An 18,973-nucleotide genomic window follows, 5' to 3' on the forward strand; every position below is an offset into this window, starting at 1 on the left:
CATGGAGAGAAGGGCGGGGCATGGCGAACGAGACGGAACGGCTGGCCGGCTTGCTGTACGAGATCGGCCTGCTCAAGCGCTACAAGCGCACGGGCTGGCTCGTGGCGGGAGTCAACGCCCCGGAGAGCATCGCCGACCACTCGTTCCGTACGGCGGTCATCGCGAGCTTCCTGGCCGCGCTGGAGGGCGCCGACCCCGCCCGCGCCGCGCTGCTGAGCCTCTTCCACGACAGCCAGGAGACACGCCTCACGGACCTCCCGTACCTGGCCAGACCGTACGTCGAGAAGGCGCCCAACGAGCAGGTCACCGAGCACCAGACACGCGGCCTGCCGGAGGTCGTGGCCGCCCTGATCACGGGTGCCGTAGCGGAGTACGAGGGCAAGGACAGCACCGAGGCGCTGTGCGCCCGCGACGCCGACAAGCTGGAGTGCCTCATCCAGGCCATCGAGTACCGGGAGCAGGGCAACCGGAACACCCAACCGTGGATAGACAGCTCACTGGCCCAACTCCAGACCCCGTCCGCCAAACGCCTCGCCGACCAGACCCAGAAAACCGGCTCCCTAGCGTGGCTCACCCAGGCCCTGAACACCCCAGAAACCCTAAGGACCTCCTGTGACCGATGACGAGATCATCGAACAGGTCCGAGCCCTGCCGGGCCTGCTGCCCCCGGCGCCGCCCGAAGCGGTCGCGGAGGATGGACGCCATTGAGGCCTACGAGGTGTTCAACGGCGACGGCGCGCATTCGGGACTGCTATGGCTGTTCGACTGGGGCTGCCTGATCTGGTCCGTGGTCGACTGCCGCGATCCGGCGGGCCCGATGTGGGGGTGGGATCCCAACGGGCCGCAGGACGCCGACTTCACACGCCTCTTCCCGCAGAACATGACGTTCGCGGAATGGATGGCCGAGTCACTCGACGGCACTCTTGAGGCCGCCTTCGAGAACGGCGGCCTCCAAGCCATCGCCGCGCGCCGCCGGGTTCGGGACTGATCTGCAGAAGGGCGGTGGGTGGCACCCTTGGCTGATAGCGTCTCCGCGCCCTTGAGGTGAGGAGAAGTGAACGTGGCGTACACCACGAATTGGCTGTCAGTGGAATCGTGGCAGAGCAGTGGAAGGATGGACCTTTCGTCGGAGGCGGTGGCCTCTGCGAATGTGCCGGACGATGCTCTTGCCGCCCTTGAGGGGTACGGCCTTCCCCGTGAGGTCGAGGGGATGTTCTATCCATGCGAGAACCACCGCCCGCTGGAGCCTGTCGACCTGCCTGACGGGACGCGGGCTCACGTGCTCGGGCAGAACGAGACCGGTATCGCAGGGATTTACTGCCTGGACTCCGCCGGGCGGGTCGTGCATCTCCTCAATGGCGACCTCCGCTCCGTCAACACCTCTTTGCCGGCGTTCCTTGATGCGCTGGCGGCATGGCAGGGATTTCTCCAGGCATTCCCCGAAGAGGACGAGGGCGACGACGATGCTTACGAGAAGAGCAGGACCTCCTACGGCAAGAAGTTGGCGAGAGCCGTGAAGAGGGCCGACCGCAAGGCGTATCGCAAGCGCGGCTCCTGGTGGTCGAGGGTCTACGAGGACGTCAAGCGCGGATTGCTGTGATGACCAGAGACCGCGGTGACCGCGTCCTCAACGTGATCGCCCTCTACCCCTGACAGGCTCCGACGTTGCGGGAGAGTTCCGGCCTCTCTTCGGGTGACCGCACCGATGGGATGCGGGTCAGTCCAGGACGCCGGCGGCCAGCATGGGGGTGAGGGTGACGTCGGGGTGCTCGCGTTCGATGGCGCGCACCCGCCACTTGTCGACGAAGACCGCGACGTACGAGCCGTCGAGGGTGCGGGTGAGCACCTCGACGCCGCGGCGCCCGGCGAGCGTCTCGGCGGACTCCTTGTCGGTGACGCGGGCGGTGGTGTAGTCGAGGCGGGTCAGCTCGACCGGCGCGCCGAACTCGTCGGCCATCCGCGCGGTCACCACGTCGAACTGCAGCGGGCCGACCGCGGCGAGCACGGGGGCCTGGTCGCCGCGCAGGTCGCTGCGCAGCACCTGGACGACGCCCTCGCCGTCGATCTGGTCGATGCCGCGGCGGAACTGCTTGGCGCGGCTGTTGTCCTTGACCCGCGCCACCATGAAGTGCTCGGGGGCGAACGCCGGGATCGGCGGGAAGGCCACGGGGGTCTTGGTGTACAGGGTGTCGCCCACGGTCAGGCCGGAGGCGTTCGGCAGGCCGATCACGTCGCCGGGGTAGGCGGCGTCCAGGGTGGAGCGGTCGCGGCCGAAGACCGTCTGGGCGTACTTGGTCGCCAGCGGACGCCCGGTCGGGGCGTGGGTGAGGGTCATGCCGCGCTCGAAGCGGCCCGAGCAGACCCGGATGAAGGCGAGCCGGTCGCGGTGCGCCTTGTCCATGCCCGCCTGCACCTTGAACACCTGCCCGGAGAACGGTGCCGACACCGGACGCTCACGGCCTTCGGAGTCGGTGCGCGCGGACGGCGGGGGCGCCAGCCGGCGGACGGTGTCCAGCAGCGCGCTCACGCCGAAGTTGGGCAGCGCGGCACCGAACAGCACCGGGGTGCAGACGCCTGCGGCGAAGGCGTCCATGTCGAGGGTGGCGCCGATCTCCTCCAGCAGCGCCAGCTCCTCGTTCGCGGTCGTCCACGCCTGGCCCTCCTCGGCGGCGGCCCGGTCGGCCGGGACGTGCTCGGCGGCCGCGCGGGTGGCGCCGCCGGGGGTGCGGCGGAACCGGGTGAAGGAGCCGTCGGCGCGGTCGATCAGGCCGCGGAAGTCGCCGGCGATCCCGACCGGCCAGTTCAGCGGCGCCGGGCGCAGGCCGATGCGCTGCTCGACCTCGTCCAGCAGCTCCAGCGGCTCGCGGCCCGGCCGGTCCCACTTGTTGACGAACGTGATGACGGGGATGCCGCGGTGCCGGCACACGTCGAAGAGCTTGAGGGTCTGCGCCTCCAGGCCCTTGGCCGAGTCCAGCAGCATGATCGCCCCGTCCACGGCGGCGAGCACGCGGTAGGTGTCCTCGGAGAAGTCGGCGTGGCCCGGGGTGTCGAGCAGGTTCAGCAGGGCGCCGCCGAACTCGAACCGCAGCACCGAGGAGGTGATGGAGATGCCGCGCGAGCGCTCCATGTCCATCCAGTCCGACCGGACGCCCCGCCGGCCGGCCTTGCCGTGCACCGCGCCCGCCTGCTCGATCGCCTGCGCGTGCAGCGCGAGCGCCTCGGTCAGCGTCGACTTGCCCGCGTCCGGGTGACTGATCACCGCGAACGTCCGGCGCCGCGCCGCCTCCGCCGCGACGTCCTCCGCCGTCCCGATTCCGGCGCTCACCGCGCTCCCCTCCCGTGCTCCGCCCGTACAGTCGGCCGGACGCGTCCGATTCGCGGGCGGCGGTCGCCGTTCCGGATCCCGTCACCGCCTCGCGCACCTAACCTTACGTAGAACTCGGTGCGGGCGAGTCGGCGGAGACGGCTCGAGCGGTGCGCGGCCCCCGCGGAACCGGGCCGGACCTCCGTCTCAAGGATGTGAACCCATGGGCGCACGTTTCGAAGAGCTCGACTGGCGTCCGACGGCCAAGGGCGCGATCAGCCTGCGGCGGCGCAGGGACCCCGCCACGGGCGTCGACGTCTACGAGATCAAGCTCGACGACGACTTCCTGATGTCGAGCCTGTGGACGGAAGGCGAGACCGAACTCGCCCGTCTCGGCTTGGCCGCGGCGCCGGGCGAGGCGCTCGACGTCGTCGTGGGCGGGCTCGGGCTCGGATACACCGCCCAGGCCGCCCTGGACGATCCCCGCGTGCGCTCGCTCGTGGTGGTGGAGGCCCTCGGTGAGGTCATCGAATGGCATCGGGCAGGGCTGGTGCCGCTGGGCGAGGGCTTGGCGGCGGACGCCCGCTGCCGGCTGGTCCAGGGCGACTTCTTCGCCATGGCCTCCTCGCCGGACGGGCTGGACCCGCAGAATCCGGAGGCCCGCTTCCACGCTGTCCTGCTCGACATCGACCATTCGCCGCGCCACGTCCTCGATCCGGGGCACGCCTCGTTCTACCTGCCGGAGACGTTGAGCCTCCTGGCCGACCGGCTCCACCCCGGCGGCGTCTTCGCCCTGTGGTCGAACGAGCCCCCGGACGGCGGCTTCACCGCAGTGCTCGACGAGGTGTTCGCCGAGGCCGCGGCGCACGTCGTGGAGTTCCCCAACCCCCTGCAGGGCGGTACCGCGGCCAACACCGTCTACGTCGCGCGCACGCCTGGGTGAGGCGGGCCGCCGCCGGGCCTACTCGCCGGGGAGGTGGGGGGCGGTCGTGGCGTGCAGGGCGAGGGAGAGTTCGACCGCGCTGTCGACGACGGCGTCGAGGTCGTCGCCCAGCCGTCCGTCGGCCCACTGCTGGGCCAGCTCGGTCATCGCGCCGGTGAACATCGTCGCGCCGACGACGACGGGGAGCCGCGGGCTCTCGGTGCGGCTCATCGCGAGGACGCCCTCCAGCAGGGCGGTCTGCGCGGCGCGGCGGCGCTCGGCCAGCACCTCGTGGCCGCGCGCCTCGGCGAACAGGACGCGGCCGCGGCGGGGGTCGTCGCTGATGAAGCTCAGCACGGCGCGGATTCCCGCGCGCGTGCGGACGTCCGGGTGGGGGCCCGCCTCGTCCAGGGCGCGGGCCAGGACCTCGGTGAGCGAGGCGGCCTCCCGGTCGTAGACGGCGGCGAGCAGCGCGCCGGTGTCGGCGAAGTTCTCGTAGAAGTAGCGCGTGTGCAGCTCGGCCTCGCGGCAGACGGCGCGGACGGTGAGGGCCGCCTCGCCCTCCTCGCCGAACAGCCGGAACGCGGCCCGGACGAGCATGGCGCGCCGCTCGTCGCGGCGCCTGCTCGCGGGGACCCCGGCCCACCGTGTGGACGCGGCCGTGCGCGTGCTCGCCATGCCGGTCACCCTACCCCCGCGCCGCCGCGCGCCCCGGAGGTCTGGACACGGTTGTACCCAGACACTTACTCTGGATACACCTGTCACCAGAATGGGCCGGGAGTTGCGGCATGCCATCGAGGACCAACATCATCGCGGCGCGGTTCGAGCGGGCCTTCGACACCGATATCCGCTCCAGGTTCTTCCGCGGCCTGGAGTTCGCCGGGCCGGAGGGCGACCCCGGCTGGTTCGGGCCCGGCAGCGCGGTCTGGTACGTCCACTCGCACCTGCCGACCCTGCTGCTCGGGCTGGTCGGGGCCGCCTACATCGAGGGCCTGGACCCGAGCATCAGCTGGATGGCCTACGACCACTCCCGCATCCCCGAGCGCGTCGACGGCGTCCCGACCGGCGGCATCGACCCCGAGGGCGCGGCGGTGCGGCTCGGGCACTCCCTGTCGTTCTTCATCGGGACGGCCTACGGCTCCACCGAGACGGCCGAGCGCCTCGCCCGGACCGTCCGCGCCATGCACCACACGGTGAAGGGCACCCGTCCGGACGGGCTGCCCTACGACGCCGACGACCCCGACTGGCTGCGCTGGAACTACGCCACCGTCGTGTGGGGGCTGGCGACCGCGCACGAGCGCTACCACCGCCGCCCCCTCAAGGGCGACGACCTGGAGCGCTACTACCGCGAGTTCGTCCGCGTCGGCGAGGCGCTGGGCGGCACGGACCTTCCCGCCACCAAGGCGGAGGTCGCCGAGTGCCTGGAGTCCTACCTGCCGCGCCTCGCCCTCACCCCGATCAAGGCGTTCGGGACCGGGCCCAACCTGCGCGGCAGCAAGGCCAAGCCGTGGGAGCCCGGCAGCCCGTTCATGGACTGGGCGGCCCGCGACATGCTGCCGGAGTGGGCGCAGAAGCTCGCCCTCTACCGGCCGCCCAACCCGGTGGCGCTGCGGCTGCGCCGGACGACGCTGTGGGTCGCCCTCAACGCCCTGCACGACGCCACCGGGCCGCTGCCGGAGTTCCGCCAGGCGCGGGCCCGGGTGGCGGCGGGCGCGGCGGCGCCGGTCGCCTCCACCGCGCCGGCCGCGCCCGACCCGGAGCTGTCCCGCGACGAGGTGGAGGCCATCGCCTGAATTCGGTGCCTACCCTCGCCCCGGAGGGTGACCGAATGCCATTCTGGTGTTCTGGACGCAGAACTTGGAGGGGCCATGGCGATCGCGATCGGCGACGAACACCGCGAGCTGGCACGGACGGCGCGCGCGTTCCTGCGCGACCAGAAGGCGCGGGCGGCGAACCGCGCGCTGCTGGACGCGGAGCGGGAGACCCTGCCCGCCTTCTGGACGGGGTTCGCCGCGCTGGGGCTGCTCGGCCTGCACCTTCCCGAGGAGCACGGCGGCGGGGGAGCGGGCCTGCCGGAGCTCGTCGTGGTCGCCGAGGAGCTCGGCCGCGCCGCCGCGCCGGGCCCGATGCTGCCGACGATGATCGCGTCCGCCGCGCTCGCCGCGGCGGAGGACGAGGAACCGCGGGCCCGGCTGCTGCCCGGCCTCGCGTCGGGCGCGACCCCGGCGGCCCTCGGCCTGGACGGTTTGCTCACCGTGAGCGGCGGCGCCGCCACCGGGGACGCGGGCGTCGTGCTGGGCGGTGGCCTCGCGGAGCTGCTCGTCCTGCCCGCCGGGGACGACATGGTGGTCGTGCGGGCGGCCGCACCCGGCGTCACCGTCGAGGTGCCCGAGAACCTGGACCCGGCCCGCCGCTCCGCGCGCGTCCGGCTCGACGGCGCCGCCGTGGAGGTCCTCCCCGGGGCCCGCGCGCACGCGACCGCCGTCGCCCGGACGCTGATGTCCGCCGAGGCGGTCGGCGGCGCGCTGGAATGCGTCGACGCGGCCACCGCGTACGCCAAGGTGCGGCAGCAGTTCGGGCGGCCGATCGCGACGTTCCAGGCCGTCAAGCACCACTGCGCGAACATGCTCGTCGCCGCGGAGCTGGCCACGGCCGCGGTGTGGGACGCGGCGCGGGCCGCGTCCGGTCCGGCCGACCAGTTCGAGCTGGCCGCGGCCGTCGCGGCGGTGCTCGCCCTGCCCGCCTTCACCTCCAACGCGGGCCTGAACATCCAGGTCCACGGCGGCATCGGCTTCACCTGGGAGCACGACGCCCACCTGCTGCTGCGCCGGGCCGCGACGCTGGAGGCCGTCGGCGACCCGCACGCGGCGGAGCGCGACGTGACCCGGCTGCGGGTGGCCGGGGTCGTCCGGGAGACGAGCCTCGACCTGCCGCCCGAGGCGGAGGCGCGGCGCCCGGAGATCCGCGAGCTGGCCCGGGAGATCGCCGCGCTGCCCAAGGCCGAGCAGCGCGAGAGGCTCATCGAGACCGGCTACGTCCAGCCGCACTGGCCGCGCCCCTGGGGCGTGGAGGCGAGCGCCGGGCTCCAGCTCGTCATCGAGGACGAGTTCCGCGCCGCAGGCGTGAAGCGCCCCCAGCTCGGCATCACCGGCTGGGTGATCCTCACGCTCGTCCAGCACGGGACCCAGGACCAGATCGACCGGTGGGTGCGTCCGGCGCTCACCGGCGAGGAGGTCTGGTGCCAGCTGTTCAGCGAGCCCGACGCCGGATCGGACGCCGCGGCCGTCAAGACCCGCGCCGTCAAGGTGGACGGCGGCTGGCTCGTCAACGGCCAGAAGGTGTGGACCAGCGGCGCCCAGTACTGCCGCTGGGGCTTCGCGACCGTCCGCACCGACCCGGACGCGCCGAAGCACTCCGGCGTCACGATGGTCGTCGTCGACATGCACCACCCCGGCGTGGAGGTCCGGCCGCTGCGCCAGACGACCGGCGCCTCCGACTTCAACGAGGTGTTCTTCTCCGACGTCTTCGTCCCCGACGCCGACGTCGTCGGGGAGCCGAACAAGGGCTGGTCGGTCGCCCGCGCCACCCTCGGCAACGAGCGGGTCAGCATCGGCGGCGGCGTCGGCGGCCCGCCCGGACCCGACGTGTTCCGGCTCTACACCGAGCGCGGCGACCGCGTCCCTGCGGCGGCCGAGCGGGTCGGCGCGTACGCGGCCGAGGAGCAGGCCCTCCGGCTGCTCAACCTCCGCTCGGCCGAGCGCGCCGTCGCGGGCGGTGAGCCGGGCCCCGAGGGCAACATCACCAAGCTCGTCCTCGCCGAGCACGGCCACGCCACCGCCGCGCTCCTCGCCGAGTTCGCCGGGCCCGAGACCGCGTTCAACGAGGGGCTCGGCCAGTTCGCGGGCCTGATGCGCCTCGGGTCGCGCGGCATGTCCATCGCGGGCGGCACCTCCGAGATCACCCGCAACCAGATCGCCGAGCGCATCCTCGGCCTGCCCCGCGACCCGCTGATCCGCTGACGGGGCGGTCCGGCCCCGGCGCGGTCACGCCGGGGCCGGGGTCCCGTTCACGACCGGCGGCGGTGGGCCGGCTCCAGGGACGGGTTGCCGGTCATGTGCCTGATGCCGGCCATGTCGGTGCCGGGCGGGACGACCTCGTCGATGGCGTCGAGGGTGGCCGCGTCGAGCCGGACGTCGGCGGCGGCGAGCAGGTCCTCCAGCTGCGCCATCGTCTTCGGGCCGATGATCGTCGAGGTGATGGCCGGGTGCTCGGCGACGAACCCGAGGGCCAGGTGGGTCAGCGAGAGGCCCGCCTGCTCGGCGATCTTGGTGAGCCGCTCCACGGCGTCGTAGCGCGCCGAGGCGCTGGGGTCGGTGTCGACGGTGCGGCCCCGCCACACCGGGCTGTCCGAGGGGGCGAAGCGGGCGCCCTCGGGGGCCTGCTCGCCGCGCCGGTACTTGCCGGTGAGCCAGCCGCCGGCGAGCGGGCTCCACGGGATGACGCCCATCCCGTGCCGCCGCGCCGCGGGCAGCATGGACTCCTCGATCGACCGGGCGAAGATCGAGTACTGCGGCTGCTCGCAGACGAACCGGACGCCGCCCCGGCGCTCGGCGGCCCACTGCGCCTCGACGATCCAGTCGGCGGGGAAGGACGACGACCCGACGTACAGCACCTTGCCCTGGCGGACGAGGTCGGTCAGGGCGTCGAGCGTCTCCTCGAGGTCGGTCTCCCAGTCGCGGCGGTGCATCTGGTACAGGTCGATGCGGTCGGTGCCGAGGCGGCGCAGGCTGTCCTCCACGGCCCGGAAGATGTAGCGCCGCGAGCCGCCCCGGGCGTTGCGCGCGTCGTCGTCGAGCGGGAAGAAGAACTTGGTCGCGAGGACGACGTCGTCGCGGCGGCCCTTGAGGGCCTTCCCGACGATCTCCTCGCTCTCCCCGGTGGAGTACATGTCGGCGGTGTCGATGAAGTTGATGCCGGCGTCCAGCGCCCGGTGGACGATCCGCTCGGACTCGCCGTGGTCGGGGTTGCCGACGGCGCCGAACATCATCGCACCGAGGGTCTGGGTGCTGACCTCGACGCCGGTACGGCCGAGCTTGCGGTACTGCATGCGTGCTCCTCGTTAGGCGAACGCGAGGAACGCTAGGTGCTGGAGCGCGCTCCAGGTCAAGCGCGGTCAGGCGCCGGACGCCGTCTCGGCGAGCCAGTCGTACCAGGCGTCCAGGCCGTCGCCGCGGGTCGCCGAGACGGGCAGCACGCGCAGCCCGGGGCACAGCCGGCGGGCCGCGTCCCGGCAGGCGTCCATGTCGAAGTCGACGTACGGCAGCAGGTCGGTCTTGTTGACCAGCAGGACGTCCGCGCCGCGGAACATGTGCGGGTACTTCAGCGGCTTGTCGTCGCCCTCGGTGACGGACATGAGCACGACGCGGGCCCGCTCGCCGAGGTCGAACAGCGCCGGGCAGACGAGGTTGCCGACGTTCTCGACGAACACCGTGGAGCCGTCCGGCGGGGCCAGCGCGGCCAGTGCCCCGGCCACCATCCCGGCGTCGAGGTGGCAGCCGGCGCCCGTGTTGACCTGGACGGTCCGGGCCCCGGCCGCGGTGAGGCGCCGCGCGTCCAGCAGCGTCTCCTGGTCGCCCTCGATCACCGAGATCGGACGGTCGCGGCTCAGGTCGGCGACCGTGCGCTCCAGCAGCGTGGTCTTCCCCGAACCGGGGGAGCTCATCACGTTGAGCGCGACGATGCCGCGTTCGGCCAGCCACGCCCGGTTCCGGCCGGCCAGCTCGTCGTTGCGGGCCAGCACCTTGCGGCCCAGCGGCACGACGTGCCCCTCCTCCCCGAGGTCGTCCTCCAGGTCGTGTACGAGATCGTGGACGTGCCCGTGGACGTGCCCGGCGGCGTCGCCGTGGACGTGCCCGGGGGCCGTCAGTGTCGTCAGGCGCGCGGCGTCCTCGCCGTCGCAGCCGCAGCTCTCACACATCGTCGGCGACCTCCACCGCCTTGATCGTCAGGTCGGCGCCGCCGCTGATCACCACGTCGGCGCTGCCGCACGGGCACACCGCGAGCGGATCACGCGCGGGGAACGAGGCCCCGCAGGCGGTGCAGTCGCCGACGCCCTCCGGCTCGGTGATGTCGAGCCGCGCGCCCTCGACGCACGTCCCCTCGCCGGCCAGTTCGAAGCAGAAACGCACCGCGTCCGGCATGACTCCGGAAAGTCTCCCTATTTCGAGGTGGACCACCACCACCCGCGAATCGGGCAATTGGGTGGAAATTGCCGCTATGACGCTCTCCGTGACGGCCAATTCGTGCACGCGTCCTCCCGGCCCGCTTCCATTGCCCCACCGCCGTTCTGCTGCCCCGATCTCCCCAGTTCAAACGGTGTTTTTACCGAACCGAGGAAAGGGGTTGAGGCGCTTTTCGGGCGGTGTTTCGCGCCGTTCCCGCAGGGCAACCGGATGGGGTGATGACCGCAGCTGGTCGAGGGGGGAAGCGATGACGAGCGTCGCTCCGGCGGAGCCGCTGACGGACGAGATCCACATTCTGTGGACGTCCGAGGGAATGAGCTGCGACGGGGACACGGTCTCGGTGACCGCGGCCTCGCTGCCGAGCATCGAGGACGTCGTCCTCGGGGCGATACCGGGCCTGCCGAAGGTCCACCTGCACAACAAGGTGCTGGCCTACGAGAACGGCGACGAGTTCATGGAGGCGTTCCGCCAGGCCGCGCGCGGCGAGCTGTCGCCGTTCGTCCTCGTCGTCGAGGGCTCGATCCCGAACGAGAACATCAACGGTGACGGCTACTGGACGTCGATGGGCAACGACCCGGAGACCGGCGAGCCGATCACGCTGAACGAGTGGATCGACCGGCTCGCGCCGAAGGCGTGGGCGGTCGTCGCGGCCGGGACCTGCGCGACCTACGGCGGCATCCACGCGATGGCGGGCAACCCGACCGGATGCATGGGCCTCGCCGACTACCTCGGCTGGGACTTCCGCTCCGCGGGCGGGCTGCCGATCGTGAACGTGCCGGGCTGCCCGGTCCAGCCGGACAACTTCATGGAGACGCTGCTCTGGGTGCTGCACCAGGCGGCCGGGCTGGCGCCGGTCATCCCGCTGGACGAGAAGCTGCGGCCGACGTGGCTGTTCGGCAAGACCGTCCACGAGGGCTGCGACCGCGCCGCCTACTACGAGCAGGCCGACTTCGCGCGCGACTACAACTCGCCGAAGTGCCAGGTCAAGATCGGCTGCTGGGGCCCGGTGGTGAACTGCAACGTCACCAAGCGCGGCTGGATGGACGGCGTCGGCGGCTGCCCCAACGTGGGCGGCATCTGCATCGGCTGCACGATGCCCGGCTTCCCGGACAAGTTCATGCCGTTCATGGACGAGCCGCCCGGGGCGAGCCTGTCCACCACGCTGCTGAGGTCCTACGGGCCGTTCATCCGGACGATGCGGTCGATCACCAACAGGGGCGCGAACCGGGAGCCGAAGTGGCGCCACAACCGGGAGCGGCTGACCAGCGGCTACCAGCCCCGCTGGCCGCACCAGTGAACGGTGGCCGTACCGCCGCCGGGCCGGCGGCGGTACGGCCCGACCAGCAAAGACACGAGCGGAGGACGGCCGCGCCGGGGGACGGTGGACGGGCCGCGGAACAGGGGCGAGCGATGAAGCGGGGCGAGTCATGAAGCAGGGGACGGCGGCGCGCGGCGAACGGGCGGCCACGCAGGCGGGCCTCGTGGAGGTGGCGTTCGACCCGATCACCCGGATCGTCGGCAACCTCGGCATCTACACCAAGATCGATTTCGCGAACGGGCAGGTGGCCGAGTGCCGGAGCACCTCGTCCATCTTCCGCGGCTACAGCGTGTTCATGAAGGGCAAGGACCCGCGCGACTCGCACTTCATCACGAGCCGGATCTGCGGCATCTGCGGCGACAACCACGCGACCTGCTCGATCTACGCACAGAACATGGCGTACGGGATAAAGCCCCCGCCGCTCGCCGACTGGATCATCAACCTCGGCGAGGCCGCCGAGTACATGTTCGACCACACGCTCTTCCAGGACAACCTGGTCTTCGTCGACTTCTGCGAGCGGATGGTCGCCGAGACGAACCCGAGCCTGCTGGCGACGGCGAAGAACACCGACGCGCCGCGCGGCTCCGTGCACGGGTTCCGCAAGATCGCCGACATCATGACGGCGTTCAACCCGTTCGAGGGCTCGGTCTACAAGGAGGCCCTCCAGCTCAGCCGCATCACCCGCGAGATGATCTGCCTGATGGAGGGGCGCCACGTCCACCCGTCGACGCTGTATCCGGGCGGCGTGGGGACGGTCGCGATGCCGCAGGTGTTCACCGACTACCTCGTCCGGCTGACGCGCTGCCTCGACTTCGTCAAGCGGGCCGTCGCGATGAACGACGACATCTTCGACTTCTTCCTGGAGGCACTGCCCGGCTACGACCAGGTCGGCCGGCGGCGGACGCTGCTCGGCTGCTGGAGCGCCTTCCAGAACCCGGACGTCTGCGACTACGACTACCGGCACATGTCCGAGTGGGGGCGGGCCGCCTACGTCACCCCGGGCATCGTCGTGGACGGGGAGCTCCTCACGACGGACCTGGTCGACATCAACCTCGGCATGCGGATCCTGCTGGGCAGCTCCTACTACGACGACTGGGTCAACGAGGAGACCTTCGTCAAGGAGGACCCGCTCGGCAACCCGATCGACCAGCGGCACCCGTGGAACCAGACGACGCTGCCGAACCCGCAGAAGCGCGACCTCGACGGCGGCAAGTACAGCTGGGTGATGAGCCCGCGCTGGCGCCACCCGGAGACCGGCGACCACCTCGCCCTCGACACCGGCGGCGGGCCGCTCGCCCGGCTGTGGGCGACCGCGCTGGCCGGCGAGGTGGACACCCCGTACGTCCGCTCCACCGGGCACAGCGTCCAGATCGACCTGCCGAAGACGCCCGGCATGCCGGAGGTCAACCTGGAGTGGAAGCCGCCGCAGTACGCCAACACGATCGAGCGCGACCGGGCCCGCGCCTACTTCATCGCCTACGCGGCGGGGATGGCGCTGTACTTCGCCGAGAAGGCCCTCGACGAGGTCCGGGGCGGGCGGACGAAGGTGTTCACCGACTTCGACGTCCCGGACGAGGCGATCGGCTGCGGGTTCCACGAGGCCGTGCGCGGCGTGCTGTCGCACCACCTCGTCATCCGCGACGGCAAGATCGCCAACTACCACCCGTACCCGCCGACGCCGTGGAACGCCAGCCCGCGCGACTCCTACGGCACGCCCGGCCCGTACGAGGACGCCGTCCAGGGCCAGCCGATCTTCGAGGAGAACGGCCCGGACGACTTCAAGGGCATCGACATCATGCGGACCGTCCGCAGCTTCGACCCGTGCCTGCCGTGCGGCGTGCACATGTACGTCGGCAACGGCCGGACGATCGAGAAGCGGCACTCCCCGATGTTCGGCGCCCAGGAAGAGCACTGATGGGCTGGGACGACGAGCGCGTGCGGGAGCACGTCCGGCGCCTGGAGGGGCTGCTCGACGGGCTCGACCCGGCGGCGCACCAGGCCGTCCAGGCGCTGGTGGAGCTGTACGGGGAGGCCCTCGACCGGATCGTGCGGCTCGCCGCGGACGCCTCGGCCCTCGCCGGCGACGAGCTGGTCGGCCACCTGCTGGCCATGCACGGCCTGCACCCGGAGACGCCGGAGGCGCGGGTCGGGCGGGCGCTCGCCGCGCTGGAGGGGTTCCTCGGCAAGCACCGCACGTCGGTGGAGTTCGCCGGGATCGACGGGACGGCGGTGCGGCTGAAGGTCGCGACCGAGGGGCGCGCCGCCGCGCCCCGCCCGGTGCTGGACGCCGTGGAGCGGGCGGCCCTCGCCGCGGCGCCGGAACTGGAGCGGGTCGAGATCGAGGCGCCCGCGCCGGAGAAGGTGCTGATCACCCTGGACCAGGTGCGGAGCCGCGCATGACGCCCGCGCTGTCCACGCCGAGGCTGGCGGCGCTGGCCTCGGCTCCGCCGCTCCCGCCGCCGGCGGCCGAGGCCGAGGCCGAGGAGCAGTGCGACCTGTGCGCCGAACCCGTGCGCGGCGCGCACCGGCACCTGCTCGACCTGGACAAGGGCGAGCTGCTGTGCGCGTGCGGGGCGTGCACCCTGCTGTTCGACGGCCAGGCGGCGGGCGGGCGGCACTACCGGCTCGTCCCGGACCGGCGGCGCGAACTGACCGGCTTCCGGCTGGACGGCCCGCTGTGGGCGGGCCTCGGCATCCCGGTCGACCTGGCCTTCTTCTCCGTCTCGGAGCTGGGCGAGGTCACCGCCCGCTACCCGAGCCCGGCCGGGGCGCTGCGCGCGGCCGTGCACGCGGAGAGCTGGCGGCGCGTGGCCGACGCCAACCCCGTCCTGGCGGAGCTGCGCCCGGACGTGGAGGCGCTCGTCGTGCACCGGGCGCGGGGCGCGGCCGAGCACTGGATCCTCCCGGTCGACGACTGCTACCGGCTCACCGCCCTGCTGCGCGAGCACTGGACGGGCTTCACCGGCGGCGACGCGGTCTGGGAGCGCATCGGCGCGTTCTTCGCGGAGTTGAGGGCGGCCGGTGGGAAGGCGGCGCAGGCAGGCACCGAGGAGATGAGGAGAACACGATGATCAAGGTGGGGAAGCCCGACGTCTCGCCCGACACGCCCTCGCACACGAGGGGCGTCCACGAGGGCAACGCGACGGGCAACTACGACAAGCAGGTCGGGCACCTGCCCGACGGCACGTCCACCGCGGCCCGCTCGACGGGGATCAACCCGGCGGCCCGCGGCCCGATTCTCGACTCGATGCCGAATTTGTCTCCCGCATGAAAGAGGCACCGGAGCTCGGGCTCGATCTGCTCGGGATCGAGGCGGAGGCGTACGCGGCGACGCCGACGCTGAGCCTGCGGGTCGGGCTGCGGCGGCTGGACGGCGGGCCCGTGCAGTGCGTCCTGCTCACCACGACGGTGACGATCGCGGCGGCGCGCCGCGGCTACGACGACGCCGAGCGCGACCGGCTCGCCGGGGTGTTCGGCCCGCCGGAGATGTGGGACCGGTCGCTGCACGGCCTGACCTGGGCGCGCGTCGGCGCCACCGTGCCGACGTTCCGTGGCGGGACCGAGGTGGCGCTGTCCCTGCCGTGCGGGCACGACATGCAGGTGGCGGCCGACCGCTACCTGCACGCGCTCGGCGGCGGCGACGTCCCGCTCGACCTGACCTTCAACGGCACGGTGTTCTACCCCGGCGAGGACGGCAGGCTGCGCACCATGCAGATCCCGTGGCACCACGAGGCCACCGGCGACCTGCCCCTCCGGGCGTGGCGGGACCTGATGGGCCGCTACTACGGCACCGCCCGCTGGCTGCGCCTGGACGACGACTGCTTCGGCCGCCTGTCGGCCTACCGGGCCCGCCGCGCGCACTCCTCGTTCGACGACACGGTCGACGAGCTGCTGCGGCACGCCGAGAGCCGACGTGAGGAGGAAGAGTGGACCGCGTAAGGGCCATCGCGGACACCGTCCTCTACGAGGGGTACCTCCTCTGGCCGTACCGCCGGTCCGCCCTGAAGAACCGGCAGCGCTGGACGATCGGCGGCGTCTACCCGCGCGGCTACGCCGAGCGGAACAGCGACCGCTGGACGGTCCACGCCGAGTTCCTCATGGAGGCGGGCCCCGGCGCGGAGGTCGAGGTCACGCTGCGCTTCCTGCACGCGGTGCACCGCCAGGTGATGAACGGCGACACCCCGGTGGACGAGATCCGCGTCGGGGACGAGATCTGCACCACCTGGCAGGAGGCCCGCGAACGCGAACTCACCAGCGGGCCGGTCTCGGTCGAACGCCTCGTGCGCGCGCCCGTCCAGGTGCCCGTCGAGGTCACGGCGGGCAGCGAAGAGGAAGCCGTGCACGGCAGGGGGCCGTGCGGGGGCGGCGGCGTGCGGTTCGTCCGGTCGTGGGAGCGGGTGGAGGGACGGGTCGAGGTCTCGGCCGTGCCCGCCGGGGACGGCGCGGTGCGGCTGCGCGTGGAGGTCGTCAACACCGGCGCCGCCGACGAGCGAGAGGACGCCGTGCGGGCCGGGATGCTGTGCGCGCACGTCGTGGCGCACACCGGCGGCGGCGCGTTCGTCTCGCTCACCGACCCGCCGGAGCGGCTCGCGGAGGCGGCGGCGGAGTGCGGCAAGGACGGGCTGTGGCCGGTGCTAGCGGGCGCGCCGGGCGGCCACGACACCGTTCTCGCGGCGCCGATCGTCCTCTACGACTGGCCGCAGGTGGCACCGGAGAGCCCCGGCGACCTGTTCGACGGGACGGAGATCGACCGGCTGCTGATCCTCAGCGTGCTCAGCCTCACCGAGGACGAGCGGCGGGAGATGGCGGCGACCGATCCGAAGGCGCGGCGGATCCTGGAGCGGTGCGACGCGCTGTCGTCCGGTGAGCTGCTGGCGCTGCACGGGACGTTTCGGGATCCGCGGAAGGACGTGTGGTGAGCGGGGGAGAGACGGGCACGGGCGGGCGGGAGACGGCACCCGGGAGCCGGGTCAGGCTGCGTCCCCGCGGGGGCGCCGACATCTTCGACCTGGCGCTCGTCGGGCGCACCGCCGTCGTCGAGCGCGTCGAGGAGGACATGGAGGGCGGGGTGCACCTGGTCGTCGCGCTGGACGACGACCCGGGCCGCGACCTCGGCCCCCGCAACCAGCTCGGGCACCGCTTCTTCGTCCGGCCGGACGAGGTCGAGCCGCTGCCCGGGGAGGCGCCGGACCGCAGGGTCCTCGTCGCGGGGATCGGCAACGTGTTCCACGGCGACGACGGGTTCGGCGTGGAGGTCGTCCGGCGGCTGGAGACGCGGCCGCTGCCGCCCGGCGTGGACGTCGTCGACTTCGGCATCCGCGGCATCGACCTGATGTACGCGCTCGGCGACGGCTACGGGGCGGCGGTCCTGGTCGACGCCGCCGAGCGCGGCCACCCGCCGGGCACCGTGTCGCTGGTCGAGCCCGGCCCGGACGACTTCGGCGGCGTCGCGGTGGACGCGCACGGCCTCGACCCGGCGCAGGTGCTGCGGCTGGCCAGGGACAACGGCCCGGTCCCGCCGCGCATCCTGCTCGTGGCGTGCGAGCCGGCGGCGCGGACCACGGACGCCACCTGGGAGATGCGGCTCAGCGCGCCGGTCGAGGCGGCGGTCGGGGAGGCCGCCGCGCTGGTCGAGCGGCTGCTGGCGGAGGAATTCACGCAGGAACTCGCGCAGGAGGGAGCGGGGAGATGAAGGCGAAAGGGCGGAGTGTGGAGATCAAGAAGGGGTTCTGCATCGGCGCGGGCGGGGCCCGGGTGATGCTCGCGCTGGTCGCGGTCGGCGCGGTCGTGCTGGTCGTCAGGGAGCTTCCGGGGCTGCGCCGGTACCTCAAAGCCGAGTCGATGTGATCGGGGACGCGGAGCGGACGCTCATGACGTCTGTCGAGCGGCGCCTCGTCGGCCAGCTGAAGGAGGCGCACGCGCTCCAGGAGCACGCCGAGGCCGCGCTGAGCGAGATGCTGACCGCGGCGGCGGACGAGCCGGACCTCTCCCGGCCGCTCGGCCACTACGCCGAGCGGTCCCGGGCGTACACGAGGGCGGTCGAGGCGCGGCTGCACGCGCACGGGGCGTCCCCGAGCATCGCCCGCGACGCGGGGTCGCTGCTCGCGTCGGTGGTGGAGGCCGGGGTCGGGCGCGGCCACCGCGACCCCGTGCGGCACATGCGGGACGCCTACGTCGCCGTCCACCTGCAGATCGCGGCGGGCGAGACGCTGCGGCGGTTCGCCGAGCGCGCCGGGGACCGGGAGACGGCGGCGGTCGCGGCGGCGATGTGCGAGGACGCCCACGCGATGTCGCACGAGCTGTCGGACCGCTGGGACATCGCCGTGGAGATGTCGCTGCGCGCCCGCGGCGCCGGGCACTCCCCGCCGTCCGCGGGGGGCGGGCGATGACCGCGGCCGTGGCGGAGGTGTTCCGGCGGCGCGCGGAGCCGGCGGCCGCGCTCGCCGACGCGGCTGGCGCCATCGCCGCCGCCTGCCACGCGATGGCGGCCCGGTTCCACCGCGGGGGGCGCCTGCTCACCTTCGGGACCGGCGCCGCCGCCACCGACGCGCAGCACGTCGCGGTCGAGTTCGTGCACCCGGTGATCGTCGGCAAGCGGGCGCTGCCAGCGCTGTCGCTCACCGGCGACGTCGCGACGCTCACCGGCGTCTGCGCCGACGCGGGGTTCGACGACGTGTTCGCGCACCAGGTCCGCTGCTTCGGCGGCCCGGACGACATCGCGTTCGGGATCTCGCCGGACGGCCGCTGCGGCAGCGTCCTGCGCGCCATGGAGTGCGCCCGGGAGCTCGGCATGCTGACGGTCGCGCTGGCGGGCGGGGACGGGGGAGCGCTCACCGGGGCGGTCGACCACCTGGTCACCGTGCCGTCCGACGACCCGCGCGTCGTGAAGGAGGTGCACGTCACCGCGTACCACGTGCTGTGGGAGCTGGTCCACGTGTTCCTGGAGCAGCCGGGCGTGCTCGACCAGGAGGTGACCGCGTGACCGGATGCACGGGCGACCACTGCGTGACCTGCGCGGACGAGGCCGTTCCGGTCGTCGTCGCGCGGCTCCTCGACGGCGGTCTCGCGGACGTCGACGTCGGCGGCGGGCGGCTCGAACGGGTCAGCGTGGCACTGGTGGACGCCGGTGTCGGCGACACCGTGCTCGTCCACGCCAAGGAGGCGATCGGGGTCGTGGCGACGTGACC

The 18,973-nt window shown here is 72.9% G+C and carries 23 protein-coding genes; 18 read left to right on the top strand and 5 right to left on the bottom strand.

The window, feature by feature from the left end:
- Window positions 1-20: 20 nt before the first annotated feature.
- The 3 genes from AB0C21_RS26190 to AB0C21_RS26200 all read left to right on the top strand — a co-directional run bounded on the left by AB0C21_RS26190 (window position 21) and on the right by AB0C21_RS26200 (window position 1,600).
- Entirely contained in the window at window positions 21-623 is a 603-nt protein-coding gene (locus AB0C21_RS26190) for an HD domain-containing protein (RefSeq protein WP_500207632.1), read from the top strand.
- Window positions 624-694: 71 nt separating this feature from the next.
- Window positions 695-988: a hypothetical protein gene (locus AB0C21_RS26195; protein WP_500207634.1), complete on the top strand. Its 294-nt coding sequence runs from the start codon at window positions 695-697 to the stop codon at window positions 986-988.
- A gap of 72 nt (window positions 989-1,060) precedes the next feature.
- Window positions 1,061-1,600, top strand: a complete 540-nt coding sequence (locus tag AB0C21_RS26200) for an SUKH-4 family immunity protein (protein ID WP_500207636.1) — start codon at window positions 1,061-1,063, stop codon at window positions 1,598-1,600.
- Between the two features lie 117 nt (window positions 1,601-1,717).
- On the opposite strand, the gene AB0C21_RS26205 is transcribed toward AB0C21_RS26200, so the two are convergent.
- On the bottom strand, window positions 1,718-3,325 hold the full coding sequence (locus AB0C21_RS26205; RefSeq protein WP_500207637.1) for a peptide chain release factor 3: 1,608 nt from the start codon (window positions 3,323-3,325) through the stop codon (window positions 1,718-1,720).
- Window positions 3,326-3,527: 202 nt separating this feature from the next.
- Here AB0C21_RS26205 and AB0C21_RS26210 point away from each other — a divergent pair, with 202 nt between their 5' ends.
- Window positions 3,528-4,247, top strand: coding sequence for a spermidine synthase (locus tag AB0C21_RS26210; RefSeq protein WP_500207639.1), 720 nt, complete (start codon window positions 3,528-3,530; stop codon window positions 4,245-4,247).
- A gap of 18 nt (window positions 4,248-4,265) precedes the next feature.
- Here AB0C21_RS26210 and AB0C21_RS26215 read toward each other — a convergent pair whose 3' ends face one another.
- Window positions 4,266-4,904, bottom strand: a complete 639-nt coding sequence (locus AB0C21_RS26215; RefSeq protein WP_500207641.1) for a TetR/AcrR family transcriptional regulator — start codon at window positions 4,902-4,904, stop codon at window positions 4,266-4,268.
- A gap of 110 nt (window positions 4,905-5,014) precedes the next feature.
- On the opposite strand from AB0C21_RS26215, the gene AB0C21_RS26220 reads away from it, so the two are divergent.
- Window positions 5,015-6,019 carry an oxygenase MpaB family protein gene (locus AB0C21_RS26220; protein ID WP_500207643.1) on the top strand — a complete coding sequence of 335 codons (1,005 nt, stop codon included), beginning with the start codon at window positions 5,015-5,017 and terminating at the stop codon, window positions 6,017-6,019.
- Between the two features lie 75 nt (window positions 6,020-6,094).
- The gene (locus tag AB0C21_RS26225) at window positions 6,095-8,245 is read left to right on the top strand and encodes an acyl-CoA dehydrogenase family protein (protein ID WP_500207645.1); all 2,151 of its coding nucleotides are present in this window, start codon (window positions 6,095-6,097) and stop codon (window positions 8,243-8,245) included.
- 47 nt (window positions 8,246-8,292) lie between these two features.
- On the opposite strand, the gene AB0C21_RS26230 is transcribed toward AB0C21_RS26225, so the two are convergent.
- The 3 genes from AB0C21_RS26230 to AB0C21_RS26240 form a co-directional block, all read right to left on the bottom strand.
- A complete protein-coding gene (locus tag AB0C21_RS26230) occupies window positions 8,293-9,333 on the bottom strand; it encodes an aldo/keto reductase (protein ID WP_500207646.1) in 1,041 nt (346 codons plus the stop codon).
- 66 nt (window positions 9,334-9,399) lie between these two features.
- A complete protein-coding gene (gene hypB / locus AB0C21_RS26235; RefSeq protein WP_500207648.1) occupies window positions 9,400-10,203 on the bottom strand; it encodes a hydrogenase nickel incorporation protein HypB in 804 nt (267 codons plus the stop codon).
- Entirely contained in the window at window positions 10,196-10,534 is a 339-nt protein-coding gene (locus AB0C21_RS26240; protein WP_149261040.1) for a hydrogenase maturation nickel metallochaperone HypA/HybF, read from the bottom strand. Before AB0C21_RS26240 ends, hypB begins: the two co-directional genes overlap by 8 nt.
- Before the next feature lie 181 nt (window positions 10,535-10,715).
- Between AB0C21_RS26240 and AB0C21_RS26245 the strand changes: the two genes are divergently transcribed.
- The 12 genes from AB0C21_RS26245 to AB0C21_RS26300 all read left to right on the top strand — a co-directional run bounded on the left by AB0C21_RS26245 (window position 10,716) and on the right by AB0C21_RS26300 (window position 18,971).
- Complete coding sequence (locus tag AB0C21_RS26245) at window positions 10,716-11,765, top strand: NADH-quinone oxidoreductase subunit B family protein (RefSeq protein ID WP_149261039.1); 1,050 nt, start codon at window positions 10,716-10,718, stop codon at window positions 11,763-11,765.
- 130 nt (window positions 11,766-11,895) lie between these two features.
- Window positions 11,896-13,701, top strand: coding sequence for a nickel-dependent hydrogenase large subunit (locus AB0C21_RS26250; protein WP_500207651.1), 1,806 nt, complete (start codon window positions 11,896-11,898; stop codon window positions 13,699-13,701).
- Complete coding sequence (locus tag AB0C21_RS26255; protein ID WP_500207653.1) at window positions 13,701-14,186, top strand: NifU-related iron-sulfur-binding protein; 486 nt, start codon at window positions 13,701-13,703, stop codon at window positions 14,184-14,186. Before AB0C21_RS26250 ends, AB0C21_RS26255 begins: the two co-directional genes overlap by 1 nt.
- A complete protein-coding gene (locus AB0C21_RS26260) occupies window positions 14,183-14,857 on the top strand; it encodes a DUF5947 family protein (protein ID WP_500207655.1) in 675 nt (224 codons plus the stop codon). Before AB0C21_RS26255 ends, AB0C21_RS26260 begins: the two co-directional genes overlap by 4 nt.
- Window positions 14,854-15,057 carry a hypothetical protein gene (locus tag AB0C21_RS26265; protein ID WP_500207657.1) on the top strand — a complete coding sequence of 68 codons (204 nt, stop codon included), beginning with the start codon at window positions 14,854-14,856 and terminating at the stop codon, window positions 15,055-15,057. The genes AB0C21_RS26260 and AB0C21_RS26265 overlap by 4 nt, the downstream gene beginning before the upstream one ends.
- Window positions 15,054-15,725 (top strand): DUF6084 family protein, encoded by a 672-nt coding sequence (locus AB0C21_RS26270; RefSeq protein ID WP_500207659.1) that lies wholly within the window; start codon window positions 15,054-15,056, stop codon window positions 15,723-15,725. The genes AB0C21_RS26265 and AB0C21_RS26270 overlap by 4 nt, the downstream gene beginning before the upstream one ends.
- On the top strand, window positions 15,713-16,705 hold the full coding sequence (locus AB0C21_RS26275; RefSeq protein WP_500207660.1) for a hypothetical protein: 993 nt from the start codon (window positions 15,713-15,715) through the stop codon (window positions 16,703-16,705). Before AB0C21_RS26270 ends, AB0C21_RS26275 begins: the two co-directional genes overlap by 13 nt.
- Complete coding sequence (locus AB0C21_RS26280; RefSeq protein ID WP_500207662.1) at window positions 16,702-17,478, top strand: hydrogenase maturation protease; 777 nt, start codon at window positions 16,702-16,704, stop codon at window positions 17,476-17,478. The genes AB0C21_RS26275 and AB0C21_RS26280 overlap by 4 nt, the downstream gene beginning before the upstream one ends.
- On the top strand, window positions 17,475-17,633 hold the full coding sequence (locus AB0C21_RS26285; RefSeq protein WP_500207664.1) for a DUF6893 family small protein: 159 nt from the start codon (window positions 17,475-17,477) through the stop codon (window positions 17,631-17,633). Before AB0C21_RS26280 ends, AB0C21_RS26285 begins: the two co-directional genes overlap by 4 nt.
- A gap of 23 nt (window positions 17,634-17,656) precedes the next feature.
- Complete coding sequence (locus tag AB0C21_RS26290; protein ID WP_500207666.1) at window positions 17,657-18,175, top strand: DUF892 family protein; 519 nt, start codon at window positions 17,657-17,659, stop codon at window positions 18,173-18,175.
- Window positions 18,172-18,768 carry a D-sedoheptulose-7-phosphate isomerase gene (locus AB0C21_RS26295; RefSeq protein ID WP_500207667.1) on the top strand — a complete coding sequence of 199 codons (597 nt, stop codon included), beginning with the start codon at window positions 18,172-18,174 and terminating at the stop codon, window positions 18,766-18,768. Before AB0C21_RS26290 ends, AB0C21_RS26295 begins: the two co-directional genes overlap by 4 nt.
- Window positions 18,765-18,971: a HypC/HybG/HupF family hydrogenase formation chaperone gene (locus tag AB0C21_RS26300; RefSeq protein ID WP_160160995.1), complete on the top strand. Its 207-nt coding sequence runs from the start codon at window positions 18,765-18,767 to the stop codon at window positions 18,969-18,971. The genes AB0C21_RS26295 and AB0C21_RS26300 overlap by 4 nt, the downstream gene beginning before the upstream one ends.
- Window positions 18,972-18,973 lie beyond the last annotated feature (2 nt).

Source organism: Spirillospora sp. NPDC049024 (assembly GCF_040649235.1).
In the GTDB taxonomy this organism is placed as follows: domain Bacteria; phylum Actinomycetota; class Actinomycetes; order Streptosporangiales; family Streptosporangiaceae; genus Spirillospora.

Excerpts from the sequence above, each read along its gene's own strand:
- AB0C21_RS26190 (WP_500207632.1), top strand. The coding sequence starts at position 21 with ATGGCGAACGAGACGGAACGGCTGGCCGGCTTGCTGTACGAGATCGGC.
- AB0C21_RS26195 (WP_500207634.1), top strand. The coding sequence starts at position 695 with ATGGACGCCATTGAGGCCTACGAGGTGTTCAACGGCGACGGCGCGCAT.
- AB0C21_RS26210 (WP_500207639.1), top strand. The coding sequence starts at position 3,528 with ATGGGCGCACGTTTCGAAGAGCTCGACTGGCGTCCGACGGCCAAGGGC.
- AB0C21_RS26215 (WP_500207641.1), bottom strand. The coding sequence starts at position 4,904 with ATGGCGAGCACGCGCACGGCCGCGTCCACACGGTGGGCCGGGGTCCCC.
- AB0C21_RS26220 (WP_500207643.1), top strand. The coding sequence starts at position 5,015 with ATGCCATCGAGGACCAACATCATCGCGGCGCGGTTCGAGCGGGCCTTC.
- AB0C21_RS26225 (WP_500207645.1), top strand. The coding sequence starts at position 6,095 with ATGGCGATCGCGATCGGCGACGAACACCGCGAGCTGGCACGGACGGCG.
- AB0C21_RS26230 (WP_500207646.1), bottom strand. The coding sequence starts at position 9,333 with ATGCAGTACCGCAAGCTCGGCCGTACCGGCGTCGAGGTCAGCACCCAG.
- hypB (WP_500207648.1), bottom strand. The coding sequence starts at position 10,203 with ATGTGTGAGAGCTGCGGCTGCGACGGCGAGGACGCCGCGCGCCTGACG.
- AB0C21_RS26245 (WP_149261039.1), top strand. The coding sequence starts at position 10,716 with ATGACGAGCGTCGCTCCGGCGGAGCCGCTGACGGACGAGATCCACATT.
- AB0C21_RS26250 (WP_500207651.1), top strand. The coding sequence starts at position 11,896 with ATGAAGCAGGGGACGGCGGCGCGCGGCGAACGGGCGGCCACGCAGGCG.
- AB0C21_RS26255 (WP_500207653.1), top strand. The coding sequence starts at position 13,701 with ATGGGCTGGGACGACGAGCGCGTGCGGGAGCACGTCCGGCGCCTGGAG.
- AB0C21_RS26260 (WP_500207655.1), top strand. The coding sequence starts at position 14,183 with ATGACGCCCGCGCTGTCCACGCCGAGGCTGGCGGCGCTGGCCTCGGCT.
- AB0C21_RS26265 (WP_500207657.1), top strand. The coding sequence starts at position 14,854 with ATGATCAAGGTGGGGAAGCCCGACGTCTCGCCCGACACGCCCTCGCAC.
- AB0C21_RS26270 (WP_500207659.1), top strand. The coding sequence starts at position 15,054 with ATGAAAGAGGCACCGGAGCTCGGGCTCGATCTGCTCGGGATCGAGGCG.
- AB0C21_RS26285 (WP_500207664.1), top strand. The coding sequence starts at position 17,475 with ATGAAGGCGAAAGGGCGGAGTGTGGAGATCAAGAAGGGGTTCTGCATC.
- AB0C21_RS26290 (WP_500207666.1), top strand. The coding sequence starts at position 17,657 with ATGACGTCTGTCGAGCGGCGCCTCGTCGGCCAGCTGAAGGAGGCGCAC.
- AB0C21_RS26295 (WP_500207667.1), top strand. The coding sequence starts at position 18,172 with ATGACCGCGGCCGTGGCGGAGGTGTTCCGGCGGCGCGCGGAGCCGGCG.